Below are 9,665 nucleotides of genomic sequence, written 5' to 3'. Positions count from 1 at the left end.
GAAATGCAAGAAAAGAGAAAGACGATTAGGTCATTCTGATGTCAAAACTACACTTAGCATTTATAGTTTTTTTATTTCTATCGTCTTTAATACATTATATTCCGTTCGACAAACTTGAAGCTATTTACTTACAGTACTTCTCTATTTTGTAGCTGTATTCTTTTAGAAGTCCCTGTGAATAAATTTTTTTATTTTTTGAATCTCTAACCTCTTTCCAAAGGATAGCCGCAACTTTTAACTTGTTGGAGTAATGATTGCTAAATTCATCTGCACAAAAGTCTTTTAGAAATTGATTCCATTGGCAAGCTGAATTATCATACTTGGCGTAGTCTGACTCTCCATAGTATATTTTAATCATATCTTGGATTGTAAAATTTATGTTGTTGTCCCGTTTTACTTTTCGCCAAGCTGTTGCCATATCAGCATTAAATTTAAACGGATTAACACCTGTTACAGCTGAAAAATAATCACGAAATTTGTGATTAAAGGAAAACCCACATTCAAGTAATGGTGTATTTAGGGTTATTATTTCGGTTTGATTTTTGTTTCTTTTCCTCAAAAATTTTTCTACTCTATTTCCCTTAAAATATTGTTCTATAATATGATTTAATTCTTTTTTTGTACATCTGTATTCTAATCCAAGGCACTTACAAATTTGTGAAAGCTCTTCTCGGTACCAGTAGTATCTATTAAATTCTTCAAATGATTTTATATCTCTAAAATCAGGTCTATTTTCTTCCAAACGCTCACCTCTACAACTTCAATTTCATCTTATTGTACCCTATATACCCATGCCACTTAAAGCTATAACAGAAAATATTACAATCTTGTAATTACTGTATTTCTATTAAGCTTAACTTCACTCACATATAACTAATTAGTTATTTTTTGAAAACAAACGTTGCCACCAGTTCTTCTTTGTTTCTAAAAGTAATGTTTCATTTTTGATAGTCAGTGCTCCAATAAGCTGGAGTTGATTATTATTAGTTTCTAACATATCAGCAATTTGTTTATCTTTTTGCTCAATTTGAGAAACATAAAAGCTACGTTCGATCTCAAAATCAGCACGAATTTGCTCAATTTGCTCCTGCAACACAGTTTCTATACGATTGCTAGCATCGTCTACATTGCTAGCATCTGTATAGCTGTCTTCTACAATACAGCGATCGACTATGTATTGAGTAATTGTTTTGTTCTCGTTTTTAGCTAAATCTACGAGTTTCTCCTTTTGCTCTTTTGAAACTCTCACGCTGATTTGAACGCTCATTTTTTCTCCTAGGGGTATTTATTTGCTACACAAACATAGCACTATGTATAGATACATTGTAGCATATTCTATACAATTCTACACACACAATTCCATGAAAACACTTAAAAATCAACTTTAAAAAGCATTTTGAAATTGATTGTTGTCTTCCTCCCTCTGTTAATCTGGCTATAGATGCCATAGTATATTTTTATTTTTTGAGAAAGTATTTATCGAGAATCGATTTTAAGCTCTGAAACGTGATTAAATAACAGTGAAAAACGGAGTGAATTATCTTCCGAGGGTAAATATACCACCCCAACTTTTAAGCTCTCAAAACATAATAAAACACTTATAAAGCGCAGCTAAAAATTGAAAGCCTATTTTTTACGATTTCATAATCTAACTAGGCTATTAAACTAGTTAAAAACAAAGCAATAAAAAAAGACGGATAAGCCGTCCTTTTTATTCGTCTAAAAAATCGTAAATATTGGTTTGTCCTTCGACAACGGGTGGCTCTTGCGATGGATTGTCTATTTTAGCTAGTAACTTATTTTGTTGTTCCTTCATGTCGGCCTGTTCTTCTTCTGTCGTTTCATTTTTATAATCCTGATTCGACCACTTCGGAACATTTGTTTTCGTACTCCGTTTTTTAGTCTTTTTCTCATCACGTTTAACAGCATAACTTGCTTCATAAGATTTTCTTGCATCTTCAACCGTCGTTATACCTTTTTGTCTCCAATTTCGAAGAACCGTTGCTATGTACGTTGCTTTTTCCCCGCCATTTCGATTGAAAATCTCATATGCCAGCTCTAACACATTGTTCCTATCAGATTCAACAAAGCCATTTAAGTAGCCCAATATTTCCGATTCTGTTGGCTTTTCAACTGATTCAAAGCGGCTGAAAAACCAACCATATTCGTTCGATTCTTTTTCGGAAATTACCTTGCTTTCCACTACTGGATTATTAGGTTTATCAGTAGTTTCTTTTTTTTGTGCCGTTTTTTCAATAGCCGACCTAAGTTCGCTAATTTCCTTGGTTGCTCTTTTAATAATGTTTATTGCATCACCTATATTCTTTTCATTGATGCTATACAAATCCTTGAGGAGGCTATTATCTCGACTATATCCAAATCCTAGTAATTCAACATACAACTCGGTGGCAGTCGCTATTTGCGCCTTGGAAGCTAATTTTGTCTTTTCAATAGTCCATCGCAATTCAGCACCAATTATTTTTCGACCATTTTTTAACGGCTCATAAATGATGTTTAATTCTGTATTGCTATTGATGCTTTCAACTGCTGGAGCTAAATGTTTTCGTTTAATTGCATCGTATCGTTCCATTGATTTCCCAAAAGTACCAAAAATTCCGCGAAGGTCTTCGTTACTTAATTGAATTTTTCGCAATCCTGATTGGTTCGCTATGAGGATATTCTCATACAACGCTTGCCCTGAAAAGTTGAGCGATGCAAACATATCTAGTCTATAAATCAAAGGATTTTCTTCTCTAGATCTCAAAACTCCAATTATTGGAGCTACACCATCTTTTTCTATCTTATTTGAATTAAATATAAAATGGTATTTCCCTTTTTGATAAGAATAAGAACTGAATATCATAATTCCTTTAGCAGAACCATTCAGAGGATCATTAATCATCTTCTCATCGATCATCAAAATACTGCTTTCCCCAACTGTTTTTAGATCTTGTAAAATTCGTGATGTTCTGTGTCTTTCATAATCTAAAAGAGAAACAAAATTTTTTAGTTCATCAATCGTAAAAGTGGCTTCAGCAAAATCACCATCAACTTTTGCATTGAGCAATGCGAAAGAAAATAATATATTCTGCGCTGTCGTCATTCTGTTCGCCAAACTTGTTATACGAAAATTTTTACTTTTAGCTAACTGTTTGTTCTTTATATTAGTTAGTTGCCAAACCTCTGGCTGCTTTCTTATTTCATTCATTTTTCTTGCCTTTCATAGTGCTATTATAACACTATTCAAAACAAAGTGCAACTTTTTATAACATGGGTAGCACTAATGTGTTAGAACGGTAGCACTAATGTGTTAGAACGGTAGCATTAATGTGTTAAAATGGTAGCACTAATGTGTTAGAACGGTAGCACTTAAAACGTAGAAAGCCTTATTTGACAAGGTTTTTCGTATTTTTGCGCTTTTGCGTACTAATACCTATACTTATACATATTATTATAGAAGAAGAAAGCAAGATAAAAAATTATACGTTTGTGATCTTATGATTCACGTTTGATTTGATTGCTACGGTAGCTTGCCTTCAAAAGGTATCTAAGAGATGAAAAATGAAATTTTTTATTGACAGAGAGAGATTATCTTCGTAAAGTGCTACCAAAAAAACACATACTTTTACTTAAGTCACAAGTAGATTATCTATCTGCTAAAATCAAGATCATCTTTCTCAAATGTTCTTTCACCATCCTCTAGTTCCAGATCTTTTCTCTGAATAATCTTTTCAGCAATCTCAGCACGTTCTTGATCCGTTAGATAATACTCTTGGTCCTGCAATTGAGATCTGTATTTGTTTCTATCTTCAACTACATACTGCAATTCTTTGGACAAGCTATCATTTTCTCTAATTAGACCAGCCATTTCCTCTTTCAGTTTCGCAATCGTAGCTGTCAGACGTTTCACGATTCCTAAACCAAGAATGCGTTCTTTAAACTCATTCAGCAATTTAATCAAAGGGCCTCTATTAGCCCTGCGGGCCAAATCATCAAAATCCTTTTCTGGGACCATGACATAACGCTGTCTTGAATTGCCAAAGCCTTTCTCTTCGATTCGATAGTTCCGTTTATCATCAATCGGTTTTTTTGCAATCAGCTGCATTTTCAGCATTGCATCGACTGTTGCATCTTCGATCATTTCGCGATCAAGTTCTTCAGATTTGCTCACTATCTCATCGTTAATCCGTTTAATCTCTCTAGCTTGCTGTCTTTTGCGGTCTTCAAATGCCTCGTCTCGTTTTTGAAATTTTTCTTCTTGCTGTTTAAATCGCTCATTTAGCTCTTCCATCTTCTCTTCATGAGCTTGTTCCTCGCGTTGCATTTTTACGATCTGACTTGATTTTTGATTCTCGATGTATTGCATCGCGTCTTTGTATTCGCGCATATCCCTGATGTCGTTCGTCTGACCCGCTTTTCGGTCAATTCCGATTTCATGGACAAACTCATGCAGACGATGGATTTCTGCATCTCTAAACGCTTTAAATTGCTCGCGTCCAGATGGTCCAAATCCTTCCTGTTCCAACGCTTTTCTAAATGACGGTTGGACTGAAAGCCCATTTTTGTACCCATTCGCTGTTGGAACCACGTTAAAGTGTGCGTGAGGGGCCCCAGCTTCGTCCAAATGGACGATAGCATTGTAGATGGTCATATTATTGTGTCGTTCGTTAAAATCGCGTACATAGCGCGCCAGGACTTCCCCTACCTCCTTCTTTTCTTCAATGCTCAATTTTTCCCAATCAGCTTTGTTTCCGACGGCCACGATAAACTCTCTCTGCAGGTCCAAATTTTTGGACTTTCGGACGTGTTTATAATAATCATCGATCTTACGATCTTTGCGCTTTTGTTTTGCGTTGTAAGCGTTCAGTGCATCATCGAAGAGTTCGTGATAAACATCTTTAATATCGCGTTTGAAAATCTGAATATTATATTTCGATTTTTCGCGCTGGATGTGTTTGTGAGCGTCGCTCCTAAATTCTTTTTCCGTTAGTTCACGGTTATTGTGTCGAATATTAGTCTGACGTGGATTCGTCTTAAAAGATAATGTCATTGTCTTATCCATCATAAACCTACCTTTTTAAAAGCTACTAATAGTATGCCATCTTTTGTTAAAAATAAAGACAAAACAGAAGAAAAAACGCAACACTCAAAAAGTTTAACTAGGCTAATAGCCTAGTTAATAAAAATCATGGATAGATATAGAGATCCATGATTTATCAATATCGTGGGTTTGTATATAAGTCCATGAAAAATAAAAATTATGGTCTATATAGTTGTCCATTATTTGAATATAAAATGGACTATATAGAAGACCATAGAAATATAGAATAATGGGCTACATAGTAGACCACGAAATAATAAAATCATGGAACATGTATAAATCCATTATTTATATAAAAAATGGACTACATATAGGCCCATTATTGGGCTTAAACGTGGTCCAGTATACAAAACCATTAACCAGCTTTAAAAATGCGCAAGGTAGCCCGAAAAACGGGCTAAGACGCAGCGCTATCGCTATTCTGCGTCGCTATTGTCGATTGAAAACAGACGTAAAAATAATAATCTACAGTCGGGATTTAGCAGGAGTTTCTGTTACTCTTTGGCAAAGAGTAACGTTTTTGCACCTTTGACATTGCTTCGCAACGTACAAAGGTAAAACGCTCTGCCGAGGGCTCAAGAGTAGAACTTTCTGTTATACATCTAATCCATAGTTTGGACTATCCTCCAAACCTAAATCCATCTCCCACAAAAAAAGTAGATTCAAATAAGATTATTCAGGTGAAAAAAATGACATTTCAGGAATTTAGAAAAATTATAAGACTTTTCAAGATATAATTGGAATATGAAAAATTTAAAAGAAAGAAATATTCAAAAGACAATCTGGCATATAAAACGAAACTGTAATCAACTATCAGAGACATCCGATATGGTAGAACTAAAAAGCAAACTGTTTTATCTACAGTCAAGTATAGATTGTTTAAATAGGATTCTAAATGATCAAGATCCATACCCAGAAATCGATAGTAGAGAAGTTTTTTAGAAAAAATAACCCTATTTGCTCTTTAAAATTTTTAGCAGAAGGACTTATTTTTTATTTTAGGTTATCTGCGGCATATTGAGCTGCTTTTTCTTTAACAGTTGGCTCAGCTTTGCTGGCAACAGTTGTTTGTTGCTCTGTTTTTGCCTCTGATGCTCCAGAATCTTTTTTTGCTACTAGAGTCAGAAGAATATACAGCTAATAAAATAGCAGATAATCCAATGACTGTAAGTGTAGTTATTTTTTCATAATAATCCCTTGTTCAGCTTTTACACATTATTGTTATTTTAAAATAGTTGGTCAAAAATTGCGAGAAAGTATGATATACTTTATATAGTATACAAAGTAATTTGTGTGGAGTATTATATGGCTATTAAGAAAAGTGAAGACCGTAATTCGCTAAAACAAAAATTATTAGATAGAAATTTACAATTTGAAGAAACTGAACTTGATGAGGCACTTGTAAAATATAATTATTTTAATTTAATTAATGGTATTGAAAGTATTTTACTATCTAGTCAGAATCCAAAATATTTCAATAAAGTAACTTTAGACGACTTTATTGCAATTTATAAATTTAATAAAAATTTATCAGCTGCGATTCTGGATTTATTAAATAATATTGAATCAAAATTAAAAAATTCTGTTTCTTACCATTTTACTCAGGCACACTGCCAAATGATAAATGATACTATGAACTATACATTAAGTTCTAACTATACAGATCCTCAAACAGGGACATATTCTCAACATTATCCTTTTGTTAATTACCAAAATAAAAAAATTTATAATGAGTTCGACAAGTTTATATTGTTTAAAGAAAATTATCTTAAAATTTTAGTCGAGAGAAACGATCATATTAACCATCAGTTTTATTCAGACCCAAGTTACCATCCATCAAATACAGGGGTATCTATTTATAGTGAACATCCCAACGTTGCAGTTCCATTCTGGGTTGCAATCGAAACAATGACGTTAGGACAGGTACTTCGATTGTTGCACTATCTTGAGGATAATGTACTAAAAGAGGTAATGGCAGATTTCAATATGACACTATTTCATAGAAATGAATTTTTGAATATGTTTGATATTATTACCTCGCTTCGAAATTGCTGTGCTCACGGGAGATTAGTATATCGCTATCAATCTCCAAAAAGTGTTAAATTAAATATGGGATTAGTATCATTGTTTCAACTAACACCCTCAGAAACAGGTTTACAACCTTCTGTATTATCTTTGTTTGATGCTTTAAAAATTGTAAATTATTTTGAAAGTACAAAACCGTTAAAAAAACATATAAATTCCATTATTTATCGAAATAATAAACATTTTAAATCTCCAGATTTTGATTTAAATACTCGTCTATTAACAAAAATGGGTGAGCCTAGTCTAAAAGAGTGGAAAAAATTTATTTTTACTGAATCAAAATTTATATTTAAATAAATTGTTTTTTTTGTTGACATTTTTCTTTAAATGTAATAGAATATCTAACAGTAAATAAATTTGCTCCTAAGAGCGTTGGAGAATATCAATCTTATATTTTCCTCGATAAAGACCCTCGGTATCAATACCGAGGGTCTTTTGGTTGCCAAGAAAAATAACTTCTCTTCTACAACTTTCCGAAAAATTGATCTTTTTCGGAAAGATATATCTCAATAGCAAAACAACCCTAAACCCTTGGCTCTCAAGGGTTTTCTTGTGGTCTATCGTCCACAAATTGAACAGAAACAACGTCAGAATGCTCGTCTCAGCATCAAAAATGCGTGTTTTTTGTATGAAAAAACGCAAATTCTAATCAGCTATACAAAAATGACGTAGAGTTTCGCAAGTCTTACGCTTACAAATTTTTTAAGTAACTAAAATATAAACCCCACCTTTCTAATTCCGAGAATACATTTGAAATAAAAAAGAATGCTGACAAATCAACATTCTTTTTATGTTCACTTTGATAAACATTATAAAATTTGTCTGTTTAGCTACCAATAGATTTGTACTTTTTTTATAGATTTAGAATTCTTTGTTTTCAAATAGTTTAGTGTCAATGTAAAAAATTACAATTGAATAAATAACAGTTAAAAGTAGTTGAATGGTGTAGCTAATTATCGAAATATTCCTTTCTTAAGAACTGGTTTGGAAAGTATGGGTTTCAGTTGAACTAAAAAACAGCGTAGCATCAGCATCAAGCACTCACAGAATGCTATCTATTTTTTCAAAAAACTGAATGAGTTTGATATAGATATTTTTGTTTTTTGTTAAGTATAGTCTTTTCAGATAATGACTGTAAATATCTTTTAGATAGCTCAATTTTTATAAGATTTTTAAAGGCTATACGATAATTTCTTTGTATAGGAAAGTAAGGCGAATCATTAATAAGAATTGGAATGTCAAATAACCGACCTATTTAATAATAGGCCGGTTATATTTATTTATATCAGTTTATTACTTGTTTTGAATCGCTTCCTTTACTTGGGCAATAGTGACAGGTTGAGAGTCTTTATAAATGACTCTTTCCCCTTTAGTATCAAGAATTTCTCCGACTAGAGGTTCACTACTATCTGCAGATTTAACAGAAAACCCGCCACCCATGCTTTCAGGATAGGCAATGATAGTATCCTGGTCTGAAAATTGATTTAACGTTTCCAAGAGAGTAGAATCTTTAGAAGCTTGTTTTACCATTATCTCTAGAGTTGGTGGTTTCGCTTGGATATCCTCGCCTTTATCATTTGCAAATATTATGTTACTTCCGATAAGGATAGAAGAAATTAGAGTAACGATAAAAGCACATGTAGTGAATTTCTTGAGCATGTTGAGTCTCCTTATCTGTTTTCTACAATGTATCGAGTTCCTGGAACAGGATTGTAAGTGTAATAATAAAGCCAATCACTTCGTGTATCTACATACCGAGCTCTTCCTACCTCTAACTCTACTCCGTATAATCCTCTACCACTGTATGTACTTTCGGCAGAATTATAATTTCCTACTCGACCTCCATCATAAATTGAAGTCCATTTTAACCATCTACCTGTACCGTTAGCTGCAATAAACTTTAAATTAGAAAAACGCCATCCACTTCCTGAAAAAGGCTGAGATACATAAATCTCTTTATCGGCTAAAACTTTACCTTTTTGACTAAAAGGATCCGCTGATAAAAGCCCTGGAGATGGTTCAAAAAGAGTAAGAGGAGAACTCTGGAGAGAATGTTCTATATGTTCTTTATATTCTTGATAAGTCATTAACTGACTGTTATTGTGTTGAACCATCTCTTCATTATAATCAGATGTTCCATTAGAATTATAAATGAATCCCCCCTCTGGTAATACTTGAATTATTTGAGAGTCCTCAATTTGTATTGTCGTGGGCTCTGTAATATCTTTGTAAGTAGCAGCTAAAGCTACTGAACTAAAAACTAGTGAACTTGAAATAACTGAACCTATTATAATTGCTTTTAAACTTATTTTCATAATAAACCTAGCCTTTCGTAGTTATTAGTGTAGTGTAAAATGCGAAAAGATATATCGTTTAGTTCTAACACATTAAACCAGAGAAATATAGTTTCCTAATTTTTTCCTTTCTATCTCTGTTTAAGCGGTAGTCCTTCCAATATTATTGTACGTTCTTTTTTTTT

General features: G+C 33.0%; 7 protein-coding genes. 1 reads left to right on the top strand and 6 read right to left on the bottom strand.

Going from position 1 to position 9,665, the window contains the following annotated elements:
* Positions 1 to 124: 124 nt before the first annotated feature.
* The 4 genes from O3626_RS10085 to O3626_RS10070 all read right to left on the bottom strand — a co-directional run bounded on the left by O3626_RS10085 (position 125) and on the right by O3626_RS10070 (position 5,050).
* Positions 125 to 742 (bottom strand): SAP domain-containing protein, encoded by a 618-nt coding sequence (locus O3626_RS10085; protein ID WP_070664711.1) that lies wholly within the window; start codon positions 740 to 742, stop codon positions 125 to 127.
* 135 nt (positions 743 to 877) lie between these two features.
* Positions 878 to 1,267 carry a hypothetical protein gene (locus tag O3626_RS10080; protein WP_070664713.1) on the bottom strand — a complete coding sequence of 130 codons (390 nt, stop codon included), beginning with the start codon at positions 1,265 to 1,267 and terminating at the stop codon, positions 878 to 880.
* 444 nt (positions 1,268 to 1,711) lie between these two features.
* Positions 1,712 to 3,208: a DnaD domain protein gene (locus O3626_RS10075; RefSeq protein ID WP_201088187.1), complete on the bottom strand. Its 1,497-nt coding sequence runs from the start codon at positions 3,206 to 3,208 to the stop codon at positions 1,712 to 1,714.
* Between the two features lie 441 nt (positions 3,209 to 3,649).
* Entirely contained in the window at positions 3,650 to 5,050 is a 1,401-nt protein-coding gene (locus O3626_RS10070) for a plasmid recombination protein (RefSeq protein ID WP_256263395.1), read from the bottom strand.
* A 1,356-nt stretch (positions 5,051 to 6,406) separates the two neighbouring features.
* Here O3626_RS10070 and O3626_RS10065 point away from each other — a divergent pair.
* A complete protein-coding gene (locus O3626_RS10065) occupies positions 6,407 to 7,483 on the top strand; it encodes an Abi family protein (RefSeq protein WP_070664705.1) in 1,077 nt (358 codons plus the stop codon).
* Between the two features lie 996 nt (positions 7,484 to 8,479).
* Here the strand turns inward: O3626_RS10065 and O3626_RS10060 are convergent.
* Together O3626_RS10060 and O3626_RS10055 are read right to left on the bottom strand one after the other, a co-directional pair.
* Positions 8,480 to 8,845, bottom strand: a complete 366-nt coding sequence (locus O3626_RS10060; protein WP_070664707.1) for a hypothetical protein — start codon at positions 8,843 to 8,845, stop codon at positions 8,480 to 8,482.
* Between the two features lie 11 nt (positions 8,846 to 8,856).
* Positions 8,857 to 9,501 carry a hypothetical protein gene (locus O3626_RS10055; RefSeq protein ID WP_070664709.1) on the bottom strand — a complete coding sequence of 215 codons (645 nt, stop codon included), beginning with the start codon at positions 9,499 to 9,501 and terminating at the stop codon, positions 8,857 to 8,859.
* Positions 9,502 to 9,665: the final 164 nt, after the last annotated feature.

This window comes from Streptococcus sp. 20925_1_77, assembly GCF_041432125.1.
GTDB lineage: Bacteria > Bacillota > Bacilli > Lactobacillales > Streptococcaceae > Streptococcus.
This window is presented reverse-complemented; position numbering and strand designations above follow the sequence as displayed.